Below are 20519 nucleotides of genomic sequence, written 5' to 3'. Positions count from 1 at the left end.
CCAATCTGCATTCGTTTCCTGTTTGGCGGTGAATGGAGAAGCGTCGCCCGCCGCGGGCGGTCAATATGGATTTTCATTTCATTGATTTCGCCCGGCGGAGAAGCGAATACGGTCCCTGTTACCATTGCTGAGTTATGGAGACCCTCGATGTCATTTCGTCCCGCCTTGATCCTCGTAACCGTGCTCGCCGCATGGTCGGCAGCAAGCTCCGCCGAGACCATCAAGATCGGCGTGACGCCAGGCCCGCACGCCCAGATCTTCGAGGCGGTGAAGCCGGTCGCGGCCAAGCAGGGCCTCGACATCCAGCTGATCGAGTTCTCCGATTATGTCGTGCCGAATGCCGCGCTCGATGCCGGTGATATCCAGGCCAATTCGTTTCAGAACCAGCCCTATCTCGACAACCAGAAGGCCGATCGCGGCTACAAGATCGAGTCGGTCGGCCTCACCGTGAATTTTCCGATCGGCGTTTATTCGAAAAAGCACAAGAGCTGGGCTGACGTCCCGGATGGCGGCAAGATCTCGATCCCCAACGATCCCACCAATGGCGGTCGCGTGCTGCTGCTCTTGCGCGACAAGGGCGTGATCAAGCTGAAGGACGGCGTCGGCTTCAAGCCGAGCGTGCTCGACATCACCGAGAACCCAAAGAAGCTGAAATTCGTCGAGGTCGATGCGGCGCAGGCGCCGCGCGCGCTCGACGACGTCGACGCCGCCGCGATCAACACCAATTATGCAACCCAGGCCGGCCTCGATCCGGTCAAGGATCCGATCCTGCGTGAGGACCCCAAGGGTCCCTACGTCAATCTGATCGCTGTGCGCAGCGCCGACAAGGATAAGCCCTGGGTCAAGATCCTGGTCGACAGCTATCACACGCCCGAGGTGAAGGAGTTCATCCTCACCAAGTTCAAGGGCGCGGTGTTGCCGAGCTGGTAGGCAAGCTGCCTAACCAAAGTCCTGCGCTGGAGGCCGATCCCGGCCGGCAGCCTTGCGCATTGCCCGCTTGTCTCGGGCCGCGGCAACCGACATCATCGGGCCGTGGCCATCCTCGCCCGACAGGGGTCGTATGAAACGCTTTGCCAACCTGAAACGCCTGGGATTCTTCACACGGCTGCTGGACGAGGCGCCGCCGGCGGAGCGCTACCGCTTCGCGGCCGAGCAGATCGTGCGTGCCGAGAAGGCGGGTCTCGATTCCGCGTGGATCGCGCAGCACCATTTTCACGAGCGCGAGGGCGGGCTGCCGTCGCCCTTCACCTTCCTCGGCTACGTCGCCGCTCAGACCTCGCGGATTCGCTTAGGGACGGGGATCGTCACCCTGCCGCTGGAGAGCGCGGTGCGGGTGGCGGAGGACGCCGCGGTGCTCGACCTGCTCTGCAATGGCCGGTTCGAGCTCGGCGTCGGCACCGGGGGGAACCCGTCCGCCTTCGCCGCCTTCGGCCTCGACGGCGCCCAGCGCAACGAGATATTTGCCCGCAATCTCGACGTCGTGCGCAAGGCGCTGACCGGCAAGCCGCTCGAGGGCGGCGACACGCTCTATCCGCAGCGGCCGCAACTGGACAAGCGCATCTGGCAGGCGACGTTCTCGGTGGCGGGCGGCGCGCGCGCCGGCAAGGCAGGCGACGGCCTGCTGCTGTCGCGCACCCAGCCGCGGGCCAAGGAGGCGCCAAACGCCACGCTTGCCGAAATCCAGAACCCGATCATCGATGCCTATCTCGCCGCGCTGCCACCAGGCGCCGAACCACGGATCATGGCATCGCGCAGTGTCTTCGTCGCCGACGATCATCGCGAGGCATTGGGGCTTGCGGATATTGGGCTGCGGCGCGCGCTGCCGCAGTTCATGAAGGGCGGTCACCTTCCTCCGGGCGAGACGCTGGAGGAGATGATCACAGCGTTCGACACGCATGTCGGCGGCACTGATGAGGTGATCGCTTCGCTGCGCACGGATGCGACCCTGGAGCGGGTGACGGATCTCGTGTTCCAGGTCCATTCGGTCGATGCACCCCATCCTTACGTCCTGCGCTCGATCGAGCTGGTCGCCGACAAGGTCGCGCCGGCGCTGGGCTGGAGCCGGACTGCGTCGGACGTGGCTCTGGCGGGCTAGTCAGAGTTTACGGAATTGCACGAGGTTTGAATGATGGCGCCGACTGATATCATCGACACGCTCGCCGGAATCGAACCGGGATCGGCGCTGGACGCCATTCGCGCCAAGCGTCTGCAGGCGCGCGAGAACGCGCAGAAGAGCTATCTCGCCTTGTTCGAGCCGATCGACGCTGGCGAATTCTCGCTGCTCGAACGTGCGGCGGTCGCGGCTTTCGTGACCGGACTGCATGGCGAGTCCCCGGTTGCCACCTTCTATCGCGACAAGCTTGCGGCGAGCGCCGGTGGTGCGGTTCTGCTTGAAACGATCGATGCGGAGATCGCGCGCGGCAAGACTTCCGGTCCGTATGGCTCGTTTCCGGCCGGTCCGCTGTCGGTCGAGAACACGGCAGGCCTGATTTACCGCGTGAGCGCGGCAAGCAAGCCCGTGCTCGGCGCCAGGCTCGTCGCAGCGTTCGAGCATGCGCACCTCCTGGTGTTCCGGCCGCGCGATGCGGCGTCCAGCGACATGAAGGCGCTGCTTGCCGCCGGCTGGTCTCCCACGGGCATCGTCACGTTCTCACAGCTCGTCGCGTTCCTTTCGTTCCAGGTCCGGGTTGTCTGCGGCCTGCGCACGCTCGCCACCGTGAACGCATAAGAGGAGGCTGGCACATGAGCGCCGCTGTCAATCCGCCCGTCGTCTTCACCCAGGATGAGCTCGGCTGGGTCTCCTGGATCGAACCGCTGCCGGAGGCCGAACTGACCGAGCGGCACTTCGCCGGCCTTGTCGATCGCGCCCGCGCCAAATCGGAATATTTCCGCCTGCTGGTGCGCGATCCCGAGGTGCTGGAAGCCCGTACCAAGACCGACAAGGACATCTTCTACAATGTCGCCGACGGCCTGCCGCGCGCCGAGCGCGAGCTGGCTGCCGCTGCGACGTCGCGCTACAATGGCTGTATCTATTGCGCCTCGGTTCATGCGCGCTTTGCTAGCACCTATTCCAAGCGCCGCGATGACGTGCAGAAGCTGCTCGATGAGGGCGTCAATGCCGATCTGGGCGAACGCTGGAATGCCGTGGTCAAAGCCTCGGTGGCGCTGGCCTCGACGCCGATCGCGTTCGGCCCTGATAACATCGAGGAGCTGCGGAAAGCAGGCCTCGACGATGCCGAGATCGTCGACGTCATCAACGGCGCCTCGTTCTTCAACTGGGCGAATCGGCTGATGCTGTCGCTGGGCGAGCCCTCGAAATAGTCTTTTCAACATCTGACTGGATGGAGCCGTACATGAGCAACATCAATCGTCGAACTCTGATCAAGGGCTCACTCGCCGCTGCAGTGGCGGGGACGTCGCTCTCGCGCGCCGCTTATGCCGACACCGATCCGATCCTGCTCGGCGTCAGCGGTCCGCTCACGGGGCCCAACGCGCAATACGGCACGCAATGGAAGCAAGGCTTCGATCTCGCCCTCGACGAGATCATGGCCGCCGGCGGCATCAACGGCCGCAAGCTCGCCTACACCTTCGAGGACAGCCAGAGCGACCCGCGCCAGTCGGTGGCGATCGCCCAGAAGTTCGTGTCCGATCCTCGGATCGTGCTGGAGCTTGGCGATTTCTCCAGTCCCGCCTCGATGGCGGCTTCGCCGATCTATCAGCGCGGCGGACTCGTGCAGTTCGGCTTCACCAATTCGCACCCTGATTTCACCAAGGGCGGCGATTTCATGTGGAGCACCTCGGTCAGCCAAGCCGACGAGCAGCCGCTGCTCGCGCGATATGCGGTCAAGGGCCTCGGCCTCAAGCGGCTCGCGGTGCTGCACCTCAACACCGATTGGGGCCGCACCAGCCGCGACTATTTCAACAACGCGGCCAAGGAATATGGCGCCGAGATCGTCATCACCGAAGGCTACATCGCCGAGGAGCGCGACTTCCGCTCCACGCTGGTCCGCGTGCGTGACGCCAATCCTGATGGCCTCGTCCTGATCTCCTATTATTCTGACGGTGCGTTGATCGCGCGCCAGGCGCGTCAGATCGGGCTGAAGCAGGTGATCTGTGCCGCGAGCTCGGTCTATTCGCCGAAATTTCTCGAGCTCGGCGGAGATGCCGTCGAGGACGTTCATGTCGGCACGCGCTATTTCCCGGAAGATCCGCGGCCCGAGGTGCAGAAATTCATCGCCGGCTTCAAGAAGAAGTACAACGGGCAGGAGCCCGACGCGTTCAACGCATATTCCTATGATGCAATGAACATGGCCGCCGCCCTCGTGAGAATCGGCGGCACCGACCGTCGCGCCATCCGCGACGCCTTCGCCAAGGTCAAGGACGTGCCCAGCGTGATCTTCGGCACCGCGACCTTCGACGTCGCGACCCGCCGCGTCAAGGGCGCGATGAATGCCGAGCTCGTCGTGCGCAAGGGCCAGTTCGCGCTTTGGGACGGCAAGCCGACCTGAATGATGGCCGGAGCACTCGCCACCGGCCTTTCTCCCTCCATTAGGAACCCTGCGTGTCTTCCTGGCTCGACTACACCATCAACGGCCTGATCGTCGGCAATGTCTACGCTCTGGTTGCGGTCGGGCTCGCGCTGATCTTCGGCGTCAGCCGGCTGATCAACTTTGCGCAAGGCTCGATCTATTTGGTCGGCGCCTATATCGGCTGGGTCGCGGTGGTGCAGCTGCATACGCCGCTGCCGCTCACCATCATCTTCGTGGCGGTGCTGGCGGCACTGGTCGGACTGGTCATCGAGCGGTTCGGGCTACGGCCGCTGCAGAACTCGGTGCGCATTGCGCCGCTGCTGGCCACAATCGGGATCAGCTTCGTGCTCGATCAGCTGGTGATGCTGACCTTCTCGCCCAATCCGCGCGCGCTGCCGAGCCAATTGCCTGACGTGCGTTTCCAGGTCGGCGGCGGCACGATCGGACCGCTTGACCTGCTCATTGCCGGCGTCGGCATTTCCAGCGCGCTTTTGCTGTTCGTGTTCCTGCGTTATAGCAAGCTCGGCTGGGCGGTGCGTGCGGCCTCGCAGGACCGCGACGCCGCGATGCAGATGGGGGTCGACGTCAACCGCGTCAATCAGACCGTGTTCGGCATCGCGGCCGCGCTCGGCGGCGTCTCCGGCCTTCTGGTCGGCATGTACTACAATCAGATCGACACTGCGATGAGCCTGCAGGCGACGCTGAAGGGCGTCGTCGCCGAGGTCGTCGGCGGCGCCGGCAATGTGCCCGGCGCTGTGGTTGGTAGTCTTCTGCTGGGACTGGTCGAGAGCTACGGCGTCGCCGTCTTCGGCACCAGCTATCGCAATCTGTTCGCCTTCCTGCTGCTGGTGATCGTGCTGGTGCTGCGGCCGAACGGCCTGTTCGCCAGCGCCCGGCAGGCGCCGCCCGAGCCGCTCACCGGCACCTTCATCGCACCGAGCCGGCCGGTGCGGATTCCGCGCTGGGCCTTGGCCGTCGCGGTTGCCGTGTTCGTGCTCCTGCCGCTGCTGCCGGTGTCGTTCTACGTGCTCCAGACCCTGATCAACGCCTGGCTGCTCGGCATGCTCGCGCTGAGCCTCACGCTGGTGGCCGGCACGATCGGCCAGGTCTCGCTCGGGCACGCCGCGCTGCTTGCGATCGGCGCCTATACTTCGGCGCTGCTGTCGCTGACACTCTCGGTTCCAGTCGGCCTCGCCATCATTGCCGGCGGGTTGATGAGCGCCGCGCTCGGCACGATCCTGATCTCGCCCTCGTTCCGCCTGCGCGGGCATTACGTCTCGATCGCGACGCTCGCCATCGGCGAGATCGTCTCGCTGGTGATCTTGAACTGGGAAAGCGTCACGCGCGGGCCCATTGGCATTTCCGGCATCCCGCCATTGTCGCTGTTCGGCTATGATCTGATCAGCCCTGCGTCGGTGTACTGGTTCGCCTTTGCGGTGATGGTCGTGCTCGCACTGTTGCAGGCCCGCCTGCTCGGCTCTCATCTGGGCCGCAGCTTTCGCGCCATCCGCGACGACGATATCGCCGCGCGTGCCTATGGGCTCAGCCTGAACCGCTATAAATCGCTGGCCTTCATCTTCGGCGGTTTCGCGGCCGGAATCAGCGGCGGCATTGCCGCGCATCTCTACTCCTACATCAACCACGAGACCTTCAACACGCAGCAATCGATCCTGGCGCTGACCGTCGTGATCCTCGGCGGCCTCGGCAATGTCGTCGGCGCCATTGTCGGTGCGGTCGCGCTGGTCGGCCTGCCCGAAATGTTCCGAATCGCAGCCGAGTATCGCATCCTGATCTACGGCATCGTGCTGCTGCTGCTCGTGCGGTTCAGGCCGCAGGGCCTGCTGGGGACGATCTGATGGGGGAGCCGCATGCACCGCTGTTATCGCTGCGCGGGCTGACGCGCCGCTTCGGCGGCTTGACGGCCGTTGACGGTATCGATCTCGATCTCGCCAAGGGCGGGCTCGTCAGCATCATCGGCCCGAACGGCGCCGGCAAGACCACCCTGTTCAACCTCGTCGCCGGGCTCGACCGGCCGGACGCAGGCGAGCTTCGTTTCGAGGGGCAAGACATCACCGGCCTGTCGCCGGAACGACTGGCGGGGCAGGGCATCGCGCGCACCTTCCAGCTCGGCCGCGTCTTCGGCAATCTCAGCGTGATGGACAACGTCCTGATCGGCGCCCACACGCGCCTGCGTGCGGTGAAGCCTGCCGTGCCGGTGATCGGCCCGCTGCTGGAATTGGGACTGGCGCTGCTGCGTCCTCCAAGCGTCAGGAACGAGGAGGAGCGGCTGCGCGAAGAGGTCAAAGCCATTCTCGCCCGTTTTGGTGAGCGGCTCTTACCGCGGATCGACCAGCCCGCCTACAGCCTTTCTTACGCCAATCGCCGCCGCGTCGAGATCGCGCGCGCTTTGGCGCTGAAGCCGCGTCTTTTGCTGCTCGACGAACCCACCGCCGGCATGAACCCGAGCGAGACCGCGGAGATGCAGGCGTTGGTCGCCGAGCTGAAGGCGGAGGGCCTGACCATCCTCCTGATCGAGCACAAGCTGGAGATGGTGATGCGCCTCTCCGACCGTGTCATCGTCATGGACGAGGGCAAGAAGATCGCGGAAGGACCGGGCGAACAGGTGCGTGGCGATCCCAAGGTGATCGAGGCTTATCTCGGCCACGGCCTCTCGGGAACGACGGAGCAGGAGAGCGCGGCATGACGACGAGCGCACCCGCACCGCTGCTGGCGCTGACCAACGTCAACACCTTCTACGGCCAGGCCCAGGTCCATTTCGACCTCTCCATCACGGTGGGCCGCGGCCACATCGTGTGCCTGCTCGGCGGCAACGCCAGCGGCAAGTCGACGACGATGAAGATCATTCTCGGCCTGGTGAAGCCGCGCTCGGGCGAGGTGACGTTCGACGGCGTCTCGCTGATCGGCCTCACGACGCCGCAGATCGTCCGCCGGGGCATCGCCTCGGTGCCGGAGGCGCGACGGCTGTTTGCGGATATGAGCGTGCGCGAGAACATCTTGATGGGCGCTTTCGTACGTAACGACCGCAGCGCCGTGGCGCAGGATCTCGACAAAATGCTCACGCTGTTCCCAAAGCTCGGCCAGCGGCTGGCGCAGCGCGCGGGCTCGTTGTCCGGCGGCGAGCAGCAGATGGTCGCAATGGCGCGGGCATTGATGAGCCGGCCGCGCTTGATCGTGATGGACGAGCCGACCATGGGCCTGTCGCCGCTCTATGTCGATCGCGTGCTGGAGCTGATCCGCACCATCAACCAGGAAGGTGTCTCGATCTTCATGGTCGAGCAGAACGCCAGCCTTGCGCTGGAGATCGCCCACGAAGCCTATGTGCTCCAGACCGGCAAGATCGTGCTGTCGGGCCCGGCGCGGACACTGAAGGAAGACCCGCGCGTGCGCGATGCCTATCTCGGCGGCTCCGAGGCGGCATAGGGCACCGCTGCCTCCATCGTCATGGCCGGGCTCGACCGGCCATCCACGTCTTGCTTTGCAGCGAAGAACGTGGATGCCCGGGACAAGCCCGGGCATGACGACCTCGTTCTGGGCTAGTCAGTATGACCATCTTGTGAAAAGATCATACCGCTGAAGCAATGGTGTGCGGCGGAATGCGTGACGTGACGATATCGTCTAAGCGGGCGATCGAGCCCGGACTCGTGTTGTTGTTCGGCGGTCTCCTCGCCGCTAATGTTGTCGCATGGGCCTGGGCTTTCGCGGCGTTCGGCGACCGGCCTGCGGTGATGGCGACCGCGCTGCTCGCCTGGGTGTTCGGCCTGCGTCACGCGGTCGACGCCGATCACATCGCCGCCATCGACAATGTCGTGCGCAAGCTGATGCAGGCGGGCGATACGCCGCGCAGCGTCGGCCTTTATTTTGCGCTTGGCCATTCCAGCGTCGTGGTGGTCGCGTCCATGTTGCTCGCTTTCGGCGTGGTCAGCCTCGGCGGCGACAGCCTGTTGAAGGAGGTCGGCAGCCTGATCGGCACCTCGGTGTCGGCGCTGTTCCTGCTGGCGGTCGCGGCGATCAACCTCGCCATCTTCGCCGGCTTGTGGCGGACCTTTCGCGCGGCGCGCGAGCAGGGCGTTCACGACGCCGCCGGACTGGATGCACTTCTTGCCAACCGCGGATTTCTCGGGCGGCTGTTCGGTCCGATGTTCCGCCTGGTGACCAAACCTTGGCACATGTTCCCGCTCGGATTGCTATTCGGCCTTGGCTTCGACACCGCGACCGAGATCGGCCTGCTCAGCATCTCCGCCTCCGAAGCCGCGCGCGGTGCTTCGCTTGCCGACATCCTGGTTTTCCCCGCGCTGTTCGCGTCGGGCATGGCGCTGGTCGACACCGCCGATTCCGCGCTGATGGTGAGCGCCTATCGCTGGGCCTTCGTCGATCCCCTGCGCAAGCTCTGGTACAACCTGACGATAACAGGCGCGTCCGTCGCGGTCGCGCTGTTCATCGGCGGCGTCGAGGCGCTTGGCCTGATCTCCGATCGGTTTGGACTCGACGGCGGTGTGTGGGCGCTCGTCGGTGTTCTCAATGAATCGCTCACCAATATCGGCTTCGCGGTGATCGCGCTGTTTGTGATCGCCTGGATGGTCTCGCGCCTGTTTTACCGCCGCGTGTTTGCGGCAGCTTGATAGCGTCAGGCCGACGCCGCGCTCGGCATCTGCTCCGCCGGCTGATCGTCGCCGTTGGGATCGCCTGGCGCGGTCGCCCAGGCCAGTTCCACCAGCGTGACGATCCGGCGTCCGCCGCCGTCGAGCTGGACCACGATCAGGCCCTGCTCCTCCATGTAGCCGAGCAGGCGCTGCGCCCGGCGCAGCGAGTGCGAGCCGTAGGCGCGGGCGATCGCGGCATCGCCGGGGCAAGGCCAACCTTCCTTGGCGGCGCGCGCGATCATCATGAACACGCCCTGCATGTCGTCGGGCAGGATCGAAGCACGGAGCGTCACCTCCTGCCACGCATCGTCCTCGGCCATATCAGTGCCGAGCCCGGCGCGCGCATGCGTCAGCATGCGGCGGAATTCGCTGAGGTCAGGCACGGAGGCGCCGAGGCCTTCGATCCGGCAGCGGACCACGAATTCCTGATAGAGCACGCCGATGGCGCGGAAGCCGGCATCGGGGGCGGCCAGCACGGCGCGCAGCGTTCGATCCACGCGTTCGCGCCGCTCGGCGAGCTCTTCGGCGCTGACGGGGACCTCGACCTCCTCTAGGCTGATCTCGGGCGCAGCGGCCTTCGCCGCACGGAGCTGCTCGAGCAAATCAGGCGCCGGCCGGCGCTGTGGCCGGCTGGCATCGGGCGGCGGCGCAGCCAGGATCACCGCGCGCGCATCCTCCAGCGTCGCTCCAGGCAGCGGCATCAGGCGCGGCGTCGAATTGCGCGGAGATGTGTCGGTCGGGCCGATGTTCAGGCGCAACGGACGGCGCGACAGCGCAGGTCCCAGCGCCATGAATTGCCCGCGTTCGAGATCGCGGAAGGCTTCCGCCTGCCGCCGCTCCATCCCGAGCAGATCGGCGGCACGTGCCATGTCGATGTCGAGGAAGGTCCGGCCCATGAGGAAGTTCGAGGCTTCCGCCGCGACGTTCTTGGCGAGCTTTGCCAATCGTTGCGTCGCGATGACGCCGGCGAGTCCGCGTTTGCGGCCGCGGCACATCAGATTGGTCATGGCGCCGAGCGAGAGTTTGCGCGCCTCGTCCGAGACTTCACCGGCGACGGCCGGCGCAAACAGCTGCGCCTCGTCGACGACCACCAGCATCGGGTACCAATGGTCGCGCTCGACGTCGAACATCCCGCCGAGGAAGGCGGCGGCGCGCCGCATCTGGTTCTCGGCGTCCAGTCCCTCGAGATTGAGCACGGTGGAGACGCGATGCAGCCGCGCGCGTTCGCCCGCGACTTGCAGGCCGCGCTCGGTGTGATCCTCGGCGTCGATCACGAGATGGCCGAATCGTTCGGCCAGGGTGACGAAATCGCCTTCGGGATCGATGATGGCCTGCTGCACCCAGGGCGCGCTCTGTTCCAAGAGGCGCCTGAGCAGATGCGACTTGCCGGAACCGGAGTTGCCTTGCACCAGAAGCCGGGTCGCCAGGAGTTCCTCGAGGTCCATGGCCGCCGCGGCGCCCGCCGTGGTCAGCCCCATCTCGATCGCAACCGTCATGTCCCCGACTCAAATCCCGCCATTCGCGGACAGGGGCTTATCAACCGGATCGGGACGCGTCGAGGGAAACAGGGCGAATCAGGCCGCGTTGCCCACGGGGGACTTCAGGCGTGACCGGATAGCCGTAGAAGTGCGGGCCGATAAGGTGCGCGAGGATCGTCGTCGTCATTCTCAGGGATCGCGCAGGAGCCGAATTCCTGCCGGATCCGCTCGATCTCGGCGATGCGCTCATGCAGCCGCTGCAGATGCTCCGCCGACGTCGCCCGCCAGAATCGAAAGGTGTCTGCGGTCAGCGGCAGAAATGCCGTGCCTGATAGCGTCGGTTCGGGAACGACCGTGCGTCCGAGCAGCAGGAACCGGTTCGCGCCGGAGACCACGAGGGTCGCATAGCCGCGGTTGCCGATTCGCCTGATCCCGTTCAGCGACCATTCCGCGAGTTTGCTGAAATAGGGTTCTTCGCGCCAGCGATCGGGGCAGTGGTCATCGACCGTGACGTTCACGGCATCCTGGCTGAAATGCACGACGATGCCGGACTTCGCGGGAAACCATTCGTCGTCGAGGTGGCCTTGCAGCCAGGCGCAGGCGAAGGCGCGGCACATCTGTGGGCGGCGGTCGTAGATGGTGCAGCCGGTGCCTGTCCGCCAGTGCTTGCAGAGTTGGTGCGCGGCTTTGTCGACTGCGGCGACCTCGAGAATGTCGCAGCAGGCGTTGCACGATCCGCACTGCCGGGTCAGCGGCGCGGACTTCGGCAGGCCAGTCGCGCGAAAGCCCCGGCTGTCGCGAACCAGCAGCATCTGCTTCTCGAGCGCATTCAACGCACGTTCGATTTTGAGACGGGATAGTCCGGTGGCGTCGATCACGCCCTTCATAGTCGTCGCGCCTGCCTCTACCGCGCGGACGACGCTCAGCATCGCCTGGTCCATTGTTGTTGTTCTTGTTGCCTCGGTTTTCCTGCCTGGCCTCCCGGCGGGCGCCGAAACAGCAGACTGGCAAACAGGTCACGGACACCTGACTTGAACAGCTATAATGATCACCTTTCTGCTTCAGGACAAGAAGACGGGGCCTGCCGTGTGCGCATGCAGCGCTTGCGGAAATGCAAGATCACGAAGCGTGGTCACGCCCGTCATTGACGTCATTTGGAGCGTGAATTCGGCCGCGCGGCTCAATTCGCGGCCTGATGAGGCCGTGGCGGTGCGCAGAGTCGCCAGAAGATCGAGCGTGACAGGCGTTGTCGTCACGCAGTCGTGATATCGCTCGATCTCTCCTGCCGAACTTGCGCGACGTCAACGCCGGAGGCGAGCGCGCGCGGCATCCTCGTCGAACACTGCAGGGCGGTCTTGCATGCTCAACCGACGACGTTTCATGGCGGGAATTGCCTGCGCGGCTGCAATGCGGTCACAGCCGTCGCACGCGGCCGCAGCCATGACATACGCGGAGGCGGTGCGCGCCACCTGGGCACCGTTGCGCGCCGAAGGCGGCCTTGGCGAAATCGTCCGCTATGCGACGCTGGCCGCCAACAGCCACAACACCCAGCCCTGGCGCTTCACCATGGGGCCGCGCAGCATCACCATCGCGCCGGATTTCTCGCGTCGCTGTCCCGCGGTCGATCCGAACGATCATCATGTTTTCGTCAGCCTCGGCTGTGCGGCCGAGAACCTGACACATGCGGCCCCCGCCCTCGGGCTGCGGCCGACGCTGCGGTTCGAAGCCGATGCGATCATGGCAGATCTCGAAAGCACTGCGGCGGAGCAATCAGCGCTGCTGGCCGCGATCCCGCACCGGCAGTCGACGCGCGCCGTCTATGACGGCAAGCCCGTGGCGACCGACCTCTTGCGCGAGCTGGAACGGGCCGGCACCGGGGAAGGCGTTGCGATCCTTCTCGTCACCGACCGCGGGCAGATGGCGGCGGTGACGGATTACGTGGTCGAGGGCAACACGATGCAGATGCGTGACGCCAGGTTCATGGACGAGCTCAAGGCCTGGATCCGCTTCAGCGAGAGCGAGGCGGTTGCGACCATGGACGGCCTGTTCTCGCGCGCTTCGGGCAATCCGGCTCTGCCGCGCTGGCTGGCGCAGCCGCTGCTGCCTTTCGTGCTCACCGAACGCAGCGAGAACGACAAATACCGCGCCGGTATCCAGAGCTCCGCCGGCCTTGCGGTGTTCGTCGCCGAGCGTGACGACGCCGCACATTGGGTCGAGGTGGGACGCGCCTGCCAGCGCTTCGCCCTGCAGGCGACGGCGCTCGGATTGAAATATGCCTTCGTCAACCAGCCGGTCGAGGTGCCGGGCCTCCGCCGTCAACTGGCGGCCTATCTCGACCTCGGCGCGCGCCTGCCCGATCTGGTGGTGCGTTTCGGCACCGGGCCGGAGCTGCCCAAGTCGTTGCGCCGGCCCGTTGCTCAGGTGATCGCGAGAGGCGCGAAATAACGCCGCCGCGCTAAAGCCGTCACTGCGCGCCCGATCCGCCCTGCACGATCTTCTCGTTCAGCTTCTGGTCGACGGTCTCGACCGTGCGGTCGATCTCGGCATTGGGCACGCCGAGTTGATGCGAGATCAGCTTCACCAGCAGGTCGACGCGCTCGATGAAGGGCGCGCCGCTGGCCACGGCCCGAGCCGCCGACGACGGCTTCAGCAGGCTCTCGGCGGCCTTGGCGTATTTCGCGAACGGCACCTGGTCCGCGGGGTCGGCGCCGAGGCGGCGCGCGATCGCGTCGACATGGTCGTAGATCGTCTGCGAGCGCTTGAGGTCGCCATGCACGGCATCGCGGATCGACTGCGGCTCGTGCGGCGTGATGCAGCGGTAGTTGCCGGTGAGCAGCATCGACCATTTCGCCAGCGGCACGAATAGCGAATCGAACACCTTCAGCTTGACCGGCACATCCTTGCCGTCGAGCGTCACCGCGTCGATGTCGGATTCGAGCTCGCGCAGCACCTTGTTGTGCTTATCGTCGGCGAAAACGGAGGCCTTGAAGTTCGTGGGCAGCCCGACATGCAGCACGTTCGCCGCCTCTTCCGGCGGACGGAAGGCCTGCGGATCGGGCGAGCACAGCGTGACCAGCCCCGGTTCGAACCGCTCCCACACCTGCGCATTGGTGTAGGCCTCTTCCAGGTCCATGTCGGCGAGCGCCGGGATGCGCTTCAGGTACGGCAACGGCGGCATGTTCATGATCGACAGGCACGGCAGCTTCGCCGCGGCGATCTTGACCATGAGCATGCGGACCGTGTGGTTGGTATATTGCGGCTCCTGCATCGCCAGCCCGACCATGTCGTAGCGGGACACGTCGACATTCTGCGGCGTCACCGCATCCAACTTGCCGGGCAGGTCGCGCGAGAAGATCGCGCGGTGCACGGCTTCGTCGCGCAGCTTGATGCGCACCTCGGTACCGTCGCGGTTGATCAGCTCCGCGGTCTTGGCGCGGCAGACCAGGGTCACGTTGTGCCCGGCCATCAGCAGCTTGGTGCCCAGCAGGGATCCGTAGGAAGCCCCTAAAATCAAAATGTTACGCGCCATGTTTCGTCCCCTCGATATCTGGTGTGATTTTTGAGCCCCGGTCCGTGATCCCAGGTGCGTTGAGGGGCATGTAAGTCAAACGGGTCAGTGATGGCAACTGGGATAATGCATACAAGGACCGCCGCCTTTTCCGAAGCCGGCTGGCCCAGGCGGCCGTCATTGCCCGATTGAACAGGATCGCCGACTGGCCCTCCGCTCAGAGGCCTGCTGTTTTACGGAAGCCGGGAGTCGTCGAGCATCGGCGAGGCGGCAATCCGCCGCACATCCTCGTGCCTTCAATGTCATCAATGGGATCTATTTTTAGTCGTTGGTGGCAACAAAAAATTGCAAAGCCGGCGTCGCAAAAATGGCAGAGTGCGCGGACTATGACAGTACGTCAGCAACGGAGCTGAGACGTGACGATTGAGTTGAGGCCGCGCGACGTTCGCATCGAAACGGGCTCGTTGGAAAGACCGGCGGTTTGGTCCGGCCGGGTCGCTGCGCGAAGGCCGGAAGGCCCGAGCGCATATCCCGCCAATTGCTGACGAGCGCGCCGAGATGCAAGCTGATCATCGCTCTCGTCCCTCGTGCAACGGCGCCGGGCGAAACCTGGCGAGGTTGCGAAGCCGCGCGTCCGGATTCTTCGAGAGCCTGTCCGTCGCAGAGCTCGTACGCGAGACGCGCAGGCATGTATGGATTTCGGACTGGTCGAGGATCGCGGACGAGCACCTGGCGTTCGCGGCGACCGCGCGCAACGACGGCTCTGCGCAAGATGCGCGGGAGGCGTGGCTGTGCGGGCTGACGGCGCTCGAGGTTGCGCGCAGCCTGGCCTGTCCGGGAGACCTCGATGGCACCGATCTCGCGGAGAAGGTCGGTCAGGGCCTGCGGGGCTTCGCGGATGACGCCGGTCCGGCGATCGAGCGGGTCGAGATCGATGGCCCCGATGAAGCGGTGCTTGCCGGCTTCTTTCTTCCGGCGCGCCATCACGGGTCTTCCGCACCCGTGGTCATCTGCGTCGGCGACGAGGGCATGGCCCGGGGCTCGATGATGAGCCGGTTGCTGCCGGGCTCGCTCTGCGGGACCATGTCGCTGCTGTTCATCGACGTCGGCCAACCCTCCGTTCGCCGTCCGTCCCGGCAGGAGCAGGCGCTTCATGGCTGGCTGGATTATCTGGAAGCCCGTTCGGATGTCGATCCGCAGCGGATCGCGATCTATGGCGAAGGAGCGGGCGCCGCGCACGCGTCCCGGCTTGCGTTCTCGGATCGCAGGATTGCTGCCGCCATATGTGACGGCGGTGTTGCGATGCCGGCCATGCGTCGGGCGTGGCTGCGCCGGACCATCGGCATGGGCCCGTCCGTCGATGACGGCACCGCAGCGGCATCGTTGGTACCGTCGCGCCGGATCGCATGTCCGCTGCTCGTGGTTGTCGGCAGCCGCTCCATGGTCTGGGAGCAGGACGCTCTCGAATTGCAAGCCGGCTATCGGCAGGCCGGAGCCGATTGCTCCGTCGCCGTGCCGAACCGCATCCCGCATCCTCTCGGCGAGGTCGAGAATTTCGTCGCGGTCGACGACTTTATCTTCGAATGGCTGGACGGCAAGCTCGGAGCCGAGCGGAAGCTCGATGCCGTGACCTACCTCTGACGCACGATTCCGAAAGTGCGCGCTCTAACAATTGCGGCGCCGTGAGCCCGGGCCGTCGCTGCGCGTGGAATGATCGACGGCTCAGGACGCATCGATCGCCAGCAGGCGCGCAGCCAAGCGGGCGTTCTTGGCGATCGTTGCGAGCGTGGCATTGAGATCAGCCAGGGTCTTCTCGTCGAGTTCGTTGAACATGGTCGAGTTCAGAGCGAGCTTGCGCTTGGATAGTTTTTCGATGTCGGCCGTCGCCTTTGTCGTCAACGACATCAGGACGAAGCGTGCATCGTCGGCGCCGGGGCGCCGCGACAAGAGGCCTGCCTTTTCGAGACTCTTGGTCTGGTTGGTCACGAAGGCCGGGTGGACCCGCAGCTTGTTCGCAATGTCGATGCCGGCCACGCCGCGCCCTTCGTCGAGCTCGGTGATTGCCATCAGGATCAGCCACTGCGGCTCGGTAATACCCAGCAGTCCAGCCCAGCTGGTGTGGATGTCCTCCAGCTGAGAATGGATCTCGACGACGTTCCAGATGAAGTCTCTGATCGCTCTGTCGAGTTTCTTCTCGATCATGCGGCTTGTCCCCTCCGTTTGGCTTGGTCATTTTTTTGATGAGATATGGACAGGCCTTGCCCGCCCGCGCAAGCCATGTTGGGGCCGTAGACCTATCATACCAAAGCGCAAGGACGCTTATTGCTTGCAAAAAGCAATTAATTAAATTAGGTCTGTGGTCCTCAGAATTTGCTGCTCTTGACCTTTCGACGACAGCGATGTGAGACCTCCAAGAAAGCCCTCGGGATGCCCCCCGAGGGCTTTTTCCGTTAATCGGGCCGGTTAACTGAAGGTTACTAAGCCGGATGCGGGCCCTGTTGCCCCCGTGCAACATTCGGTTCCGAAGTTTCGATTTACCAAATCAACAAATTGAGACGGTTGTTTTTATAAACTATACGTGAGTCCACGATGGAGGGGGCACCTCGCTGTCGTTTCAGTTCCGAACCTTCTGTGCGGACTGGATTGAACGGAAATTGAAGAGGGCAGAGCGGCCTCCCATCGGGGAGCCGAGCCCCCGGAACCGACTTGGAGGCTTACTAATGAAGTTGACGAAGACGCTCTTTCTCGGCACGGCCGCCAGCCTGATGGCTGTCTCGGGCGCGTTCGCAGCCGATCTCCCCGTGAAGGCCAAGGCGGTCGAATACGTGAAGATCTGCTCGCTGTACGGCGCCGGCTTCTACTACATCCCGGGCACCGACACCTGCATCAAGCTGGGTGGTTATCTGCGTGCGGATGCCAACCTCGGCACCAACTCGGACTTCAATCCGAACCAGGGCGGTACTGCGGGTGCCCGCAACCGCCTGATGAACTACTACACCTTCCGCGCCCGTGAAGACCTGAACATCGATACCCGCACCGCGACCGAATACGGCGTGGTCCGCACCTTCTTCGATGGCGTCTTCACCTGGACGACCGGCAACTACACCCCGACCGGTTCGGCAACGGGCGGCACCGTGTATAGCGGCGCGCTCGGTCTGAACGCTGCGGGCACCGCCCTCGTCGGTTCGAACGGCAGCGGCAGCGTCAACGGCACCGACGGCAACACCTCGGCCGGTGCACTCGGCGTCTACTACGCTTTCATCCAGTTCGCCGGCTTCACGATGGGTAAGGCCGTGTCGCAGTTCGACGCGCCCTGGACCAACTATCCCGGCAACCTCACCGACAACCTCGTCGGCGGCGGCGGCACCGTTACCGGCGTCACTCAGTTCACCTATACGGCCGACTTCGGCCAGGGCGTGACGGCGTCGTTCTCGGCTGAAGATGCCACGGCTTACTATCAGGCCGGCAACCTGAACATGAGCGGCGCGACGGCGGGCGGCATGATCGGCGGCTCGTATGGCACCAACGCCATCGGCGGTTCGCGTTCGCCGAACCTCGTCGGTGCGGTGCGAGTCGACCAGGCCTGGGGCCTGTTCCAGGCGTCGGTGGCTGCGCATGACAACCACGTTGGCTATTACGGCGCGACCGAAGCCACTGGCCACCCCGACGACAAGTGGGGCTGGGCCGTGCAGCTCGCTCTGTCGATCAAGAACATCCCGACCGGCGCAGGTGACACGATCAACATCCAGGGCGTCTACACCGACGGTGCGACGCGCTACAACTTCCAGAACCTGTCTGGCAGCAGCTATGCTCTGTACGGCAGCTCGAGCGCTGCCGGCGCTTACGGCAGCCTCGGCTTCGCCCAGGCGCCCGACACGGTGTTCGTGACCGGCAGCTCGCAGGAGACGGTCAAGACCTGGGGCTTCCGTGGCGCTTACACCCACAACTGGGATCCCTACTGGAACTCCTCGCTCTACGGCGCCTACGCTCAGGCCCAGTTTGGTACGCTCGCCAAGACCACCCTGTGCGGCGCCGGCGGTACTGGCGGCGTGTTCGGCGGCCTGGCTGGTGTGACCAGCTGTAACCCGGACTTCGCGATCGGTCAGATGGGTGTCGTCACCCGCTGGACTCCGGTCAAGAACCTGACGTTCTCCGCGGACCTCTCCTGGACCCACCTCGACCAGAAGTACGCGGGTTCGGTTGGTATCTCCCCGAGCGTCACGACTGCCAAGCCGGTCGCGGTTTACGAGCTGAAGGACCAGGACTCGCTGGCTCTGATCCTGCGCGCCCAGCGCAACTGGTAAGCTCGATCGATCCAGACACGTAACGCGCACCCGGCGGGAAACCGCCGGGTGTTTTTTTGTGCCGGATAGGGCTGTGGGGCGACGGGCAAAACACCGCTGAGGCTGTCAATCCGCTTGCGCAAAAATATTCCGCTTTACCGAAATTCGGAAATGACGTATGTGTCGCCCATCCCGGCTTGGTCTTGAGGGGCGATCGTCCGTCGTCACGTTCGCGAGCCGGGGATGCGGTGGACGCGGCAGCGTCGGCACGATGGGGTGCGGGCAGGGCGGGTAGTCCCTGTGAGCCCGAAACCTGCGTGGGGACGAACGAGGCTGTTCAGTTCGTTGCGCCAACATTCCTGCAGCGCGTGTGCACACTGCTGCAAGACCCTGTGGCCGGCGAATGCGCGTACGGCAAAACCGTGTGGTCCTGGCCGTCGTAGCTACGGTCAAGCCGTCGCGGAGGTGTGGAGCGCCCAACCGGGTTAACTGCATCGCCAATTCGCGAGGCGAGGGAGGCCAGAGGGAAATCGGCTCCCGGGAGAGCGCGGCATAAGCCGTCAAACCATCGCGCAGGGAAGGCCGAGTGATTGGCACCACCTGTATGCTGCTGTGCGGTCTTTTTGCGCTACATCTTCGCGCAGCAGACCGCGGGTGCAAGGTCAGCACCCGGTCTTCCCTGCGCCCTCTTGGATCAGAGGGCGGCCAGATCAAGCAAAGCTCGGGCGAAATGCGCCGCGAGATCGCGAAGGCGTGTCTGCGTCTACAAGCTCGCTGTCATCGCCCGGCTTGACCGGGCGATCCAGTACTCCGAGACGGCAATGGTTGAACCCAGAAGCCGCGGAGTACTGGCTTCCCCGCCTTCGCGGGAATGACGCCGTGATTTGGAGAGCAACGTCACACGTCGCAACGAACTGCGCAGCTCAACCCTGGCTTGCGACGCGCGCGCGATCGAAATGCTCCTCGATCTTGGGACGGTCGCGGGTGCGTTCGAAGCTGGTGCAGAGCAGCTCCGTCTCCTCGAGCGAGACGGGAGCGCGATACAACCGGCACATGAATTCCGCGGTCGTGCGTCCCTTGCCCGTGCCAGGGCTGCGTTCGGCGAGGAACATGCAATCGCGGCAGATGCTCGCGTCGAGCCGCTGATGAGCTGCATCGAGATGATTGAGAATCTCGCGGAGCGAGTCGCGAAGCCTGATGCACTCCTCGGTGCCGAGCGAGTTGACCGCATTGACCACGTGATTGATCGGATCGTGCTGGCTCAGGCATTTCTCACCCTGTGGGGTGACGTGCAGAACGACAGAGCGCTTGTCCTCCTGCGACGGTTTGCGCACCAGGAAGGACTTGCTCTCCAGCGTCTTCACGATCTGCGAGGCGGTCGCCCTCGTCGCGCCGATGAACCCGGCGAGTGCGGACGGTGTGCGCGAGAAGCGGTTGGCGCGCCCGAGAAAGCGCAGCGCCATCCACTCCCGATCACGCAACCCGTGCTGATTGCCTTCGAAATACCAGGCTCTGGCCGCCTGAACCAGCAGCTCGACTGCTTCGCGTGCCAACGGCATGAATTCCTACCTCGCTCCGGGAATCGCGTGTGCGGCATCCCGAAGCCGCTCTCCGCCGTCGCCCACGAATGCCTCACGAGATGCCGGATGCGCAGCGATGTCCGATGCGTGCCTCGTGCCCGGCTTCAGCGCGAAGGCTTGGACTGCAGGGCATCCGACCTGGACAGATCGGCGTCGCAGAAGTCTGCGCGAGAAACGAGACCGATGGCATGCCAACCGCGGGGCCGTCGAACGAAAGCCCGAGCTGCCGTCACTGCTGGACGATGGATCGGAGTTGTTCAACCGAAGCCCCTGAGTTTCAAAACACACGCAGACGTTTCTTATGTTCGACCGAAACGATGAATGAGCTTCTCAACAAAATCAAGTCAAGACACTCGTGGAGATCGGATGTCGTTGCAGTGGAATGTAAAGTTCAAGACAATCGCGATCTTCAGGACACATGATGGTGAGCGCAATACACGGCCTAAAAGCCGGCATGCACGTAGTTCTACGCTTGCCTGA

17 protein-coding genes are annotated in these 20519 nt (G+C 64.5%); 12 read left to right on the top strand and 5 right to left on the bottom strand.

Annotation, left to right across the window (positions count from 1 at the left end; genetic code table 11):
• The first annotated feature begins 147 nt into the window (after positions 1-147).
• The 9 genes from IF809_RS09040 to IF809_RS09000 all read left to right on the top strand — a co-directional run bounded on the left by IF809_RS09040 (position 148) and on the right by IF809_RS09000 (position 9169).
• Positions 148-930, top strand: a complete 783-nt coding sequence (locus IF809_RS09040) for a MetQ/NlpA family ABC transporter substrate-binding protein (protein ID WP_462837409.1) — start codon at positions 148-150, stop codon at positions 928-930.
• Between the two features lie 130 nt (positions 931-1060).
• Positions 1061-2095 (top strand): putative FMN-dependent luciferase-like monooxygenase, encoded by a 1035-nt coding sequence (locus IF809_RS09035; protein WP_462837408.1) that lies wholly within the window; start codon positions 1061-1063, stop codon positions 2093-2095.
• Between the two features lie 33 nt (positions 2096-2128).
• On the top strand, positions 2129-2728 hold the full coding sequence (locus tag IF809_RS09030) for a CMD domain protein (RefSeq protein WP_164938982.1): 600 nt from the start codon (positions 2129-2131) through the stop codon (positions 2726-2728).
• A gap of 14 nt (positions 2729-2742) precedes the next feature.
• Positions 2743-3321 carry an alkylhydroperoxidase domain protein gene (locus IF809_RS09025; RefSeq protein ID WP_128964435.1) on the top strand — a complete coding sequence of 193 codons (579 nt, stop codon included), beginning with the start codon at positions 2743-2745 and terminating at the stop codon, positions 3319-3321.
• Positions 3322-3353: 32 nt separating this feature from the next.
• Positions 3354-4508 (top strand): ABC transporter substrate-binding protein, encoded by a 1155-nt coding sequence (locus IF809_RS09020; RefSeq protein ID WP_462837407.1) that lies wholly within the window; start codon positions 3354-3356, stop codon positions 4506-4508.
• 53 nt (positions 4509-4561) lie between these two features.
• On the top strand, positions 4562-6385 hold the full coding sequence (locus IF809_RS09015) for an ABC transporter permease (protein ID WP_128964437.1): 1824 nt from the start codon (positions 4562-4564) through the stop codon (positions 6383-6385).
• Entirely contained in the window at positions 6385-7233 is an 849-nt protein-coding gene (locus tag IF809_RS09010; protein ID WP_164938474.1) for an ABC transporter ATP-binding protein, read from the top strand. Before IF809_RS09015 ends, IF809_RS09010 begins: the two co-directional genes overlap by 1 nt.
• Positions 7230-7970, top strand: a complete 741-nt coding sequence (locus IF809_RS09005; RefSeq protein ID WP_462837406.1) for an ABC transporter ATP-binding protein — start codon at positions 7230-7232, stop codon at positions 7968-7970. Before IF809_RS09010 ends, IF809_RS09005 begins: the two co-directional genes overlap by 4 nt.
• Before the next feature lie 173 nt (positions 7971-8143).
• Complete coding sequence (locus IF809_RS09000) at positions 8144-9169, top strand: HoxN/HupN/NixA family nickel/cobalt transporter (protein ID WP_462837405.1); 1026 nt, start codon at positions 8144-8146, stop codon at positions 9167-9169.
• 5 nt (positions 9170-9174) lie between these two features.
• Here IF809_RS09000 and IF809_RS08995 read toward each other — a convergent pair whose 3' ends face one another.
• Both IF809_RS08995 and IF809_RS08990 read right to left on the bottom strand, forming a co-directional pair.
• Complete coding sequence (locus IF809_RS08995; RefSeq protein ID WP_462837404.1) at positions 9175-10686, bottom strand: helicase HerA domain-containing protein; 1512 nt, start codon at positions 10684-10686, stop codon at positions 9175-9177.
• Between the two features lie 104 nt (positions 10687-10790).
• Entirely contained in the window at positions 10791-11609 is an 819-nt protein-coding gene (locus IF809_RS08990; RefSeq protein WP_462837403.1) for a CxxCxxCC domain-containing protein, read from the bottom strand.
• A gap of 499 nt (positions 11610-12108) precedes the next feature.
• On the opposite strand from IF809_RS08990, the gene IF809_RS08985 reads away from it, so the two are divergent.
• Positions 12109-13113, top strand: coding sequence for an Acg family FMN-binding oxidoreductase (locus IF809_RS08985; RefSeq protein ID WP_462837402.1), 1005 nt, complete (start codon positions 12109-12111; stop codon positions 13111-13113).
• Between the two features lie 19 nt (positions 13114-13132).
• Here IF809_RS08985 and IF809_RS08980 read toward each other — a convergent pair whose 3' ends face one another.
• Positions 13133-14197, bottom strand: a complete 1065-nt coding sequence (locus IF809_RS08980) for a ketopantoate reductase family protein (RefSeq protein ID WP_128964444.1) — start codon at positions 14195-14197, stop codon at positions 13133-13135.
• Positions 14198-14734: 537 nt separating this feature from the next.
• On the opposite strand from IF809_RS08980, the gene IF809_RS08975 reads away from it, so the two are divergent.
• Complete coding sequence (locus tag IF809_RS08975; RefSeq protein WP_462837401.1) at positions 14735-15817, top strand: alpha/beta hydrolase family protein; 1083 nt, start codon at positions 14735-14737, stop codon at positions 15815-15817.
• Positions 15818-15898: 81 nt separating this feature from the next.
• Here the strand turns inward: IF809_RS08975 and IF809_RS08970 are convergent, their stop codons facing one another.
• Positions 15899-16378, bottom strand: coding sequence for a MarR family winged helix-turn-helix transcriptional regulator (locus IF809_RS08970; protein ID WP_128964446.1), 480 nt, complete (start codon positions 16376-16378; stop codon positions 15899-15901).
• 518 nt (positions 16379-16896) lie between these two features.
• On the opposite strand from IF809_RS08970, the gene IF809_RS08965 reads away from it, so the two are divergent.
• Positions 16897-18480 (top strand): porin, encoded by a 1584-nt coding sequence (locus tag IF809_RS08965; RefSeq protein WP_453982215.1) that lies wholly within the window; start codon positions 16897-16899, stop codon positions 18478-18480.
• Between the two features lie 902 nt (positions 18481-19382).
• On the opposite strand, the gene IF809_RS08960 is transcribed toward IF809_RS08965, so the two are convergent.
• Positions 19383-20018 carry a MarR family winged helix-turn-helix transcriptional regulator gene (locus IF809_RS08960; RefSeq protein WP_128964448.1) on the bottom strand — a complete coding sequence of 212 codons (636 nt, stop codon included), beginning with the start codon at positions 20016-20018 and terminating at the stop codon, positions 19383-19385.
• Positions 20019-20519: the final 501 nt, after the last annotated feature.

Source organism: Bradyrhizobium sp. UFLA06-24 (assembly GCF_054967145.1).
The sequence above is the reverse complement of the archived record's forward strand: the minus strand, read 5'-3'. Positions and strand labels throughout refer to the sequence as shown.

Bases quoted from the DNA above. Each gene is read 5' to 3' on its own strand.
- IF809_RS09040 (WP_462837409.1), top strand. From the start codon at position 148: ATGTCATTTCGTCCCGCCTTGATCCTCGTAACCGTGCTCGCCGCATGG.
- IF809_RS09035 (WP_462837408.1), top strand. From the start codon at position 1,061: ATGAAACGCTTTGCCAACCTGAAACGCCTGGGATTCTTCACACGGCTG.
- IF809_RS09030 (WP_164938982.1), top strand. From the start codon at position 2,129: ATGGCGCCGACTGATATCATCGACACGCTCGCCGGAATCGAACCGGGA.
- IF809_RS09025 (WP_128964435.1), top strand. From the start codon at position 2,743: ATGAGCGCCGCTGTCAATCCGCCCGTCGTCTTCACCCAGGATGAGCTC.
- IF809_RS09020 (WP_462837407.1), top strand. From the start codon at position 3,354: ATGAGCAACATCAATCGTCGAACTCTGATCAAGGGCTCACTCGCCGCT.
- IF809_RS09010 (WP_164938474.1), top strand. From the start codon at position 6,385: ATGGGGGAGCCGCATGCACCGCTGTTATCGCTGCGCGGGCTGACGCGC.
- IF809_RS09005 (WP_462837406.1), top strand. From the start codon at position 7,230: ATGACGACGAGCGCACCCGCACCGCTGCTGGCGCTGACCAACGTCAAC.
- IF809_RS09000 (WP_462837405.1), top strand. From the start codon at position 8,144: ATGCGTGACGTGACGATATCGTCTAAGCGGGCGATCGAGCCCGGACTC.
- IF809_RS08995 (WP_462837404.1), bottom strand. From the start codon at position 10,686: ATGACGGTTGCGATCGAGATGGGGCTGACCACGGCGGGCGCCGCGGCG.
- IF809_RS08990 (WP_462837403.1), bottom strand. From the start codon at position 11,609: ATGGACCAGGCGATGCTGAGCGTCGTCCGCGCGGTAGAGGCAGGCGCG.
- IF809_RS08985 (WP_462837402.1), top strand. From the start codon at position 12,109: ATGACATACGCGGAGGCGGTGCGCGCCACCTGGGCACCGTTGCGCGCC.
- IF809_RS08980 (WP_128964444.1), bottom strand. From the start codon at position 14,197: ATGGCGCGTAACATTTTGATTTTAGGGGCTTCCTACGGATCCCTGCTG.
- IF809_RS08975 (WP_462837401.1), top strand. From the start codon at position 14,735: ATGCAAGCTGATCATCGCTCTCGTCCCTCGTGCAACGGCGCCGGGCGA.
- IF809_RS08970 (WP_128964446.1), bottom strand. From the start codon at position 16,378: ATGATCGAGAAGAAACTCGACAGAGCGATCAGAGACTTCATCTGGAAC.
- IF809_RS08965 (WP_453982215.1), top strand. From the start codon at position 16,897: ATGAAGTTGACGAAGACGCTCTTTCTCGGCACGGCCGCCAGCCTGATG.
- IF809_RS08960 (WP_128964448.1), bottom strand. From the start codon at position 20,018: ATGCCGTTGGCACGCGAAGCAGTCGAGCTGCTGGTTCAGGCGGCCAGA.